General features: G+C 38.6%; 1 protein-coding gene. It reads left to right on the forward strand.

Annotation, left to right across the window (positions count from 1 at the left end; translation table 11 throughout):
* Positions 1–118: 118 nt before the first annotated feature.
* Positions 119–513, forward strand: a 395-nt coding sequence (locus tag GMD6S_RS11655) for a glyceraldehyde 3-phosphate dehydrogenase NAD-binding domain-containing protein (protein ID WP_000260680.1), incomplete at its 3' end; no start/stop codon positions are given.

Raw genomic sequence — 513 nt, forward strand, 5'->3', positions numbered from 1 at the left:
TACTTGCAATTAAACTCAAATAGTTATATAATAGGTTTGTTGAAAGGTGATTTGTAGTGATTCAAGTTACTCTTTTCACAATAAAATTTTCATGATTTTCATAAGGAGGAAATCACTAATGGTAGTTAAAGTTGGTATTAACGGTTTCGGCCGTATCGGTCGTCTTGCTTTCCGCCGTATCCAAAACGTAGAAGGTGTTGAAGTTACTCGCATCAACGACCTTACAGATCCAGTTATGCTTGCACACTTGTTGAAATACGACACAACTCAAGGTCGTTTCGACGGTACTGTAGAAGTTAAAGAAGGTGGATTCGAAGTTAACGGTAAATTCGTTAAAGTTTCTGCTGAACGTGATCCAGAACAAATCGACTGGGCTACTGACGGTGTAGAAATCGTTCTTGAAGCAACTGGTTTCTTTGCTAAGAAAGATGCAGCTGAAAAACACCTTAAAGGTGGAGCTAAGAAAGTTGTTATCACTGCTCCTGGTGGAAACGACGTTAAAACAGTTGTATT

The organism is Streptococcus sp. GMD6S (assembly GCF_000297015.1).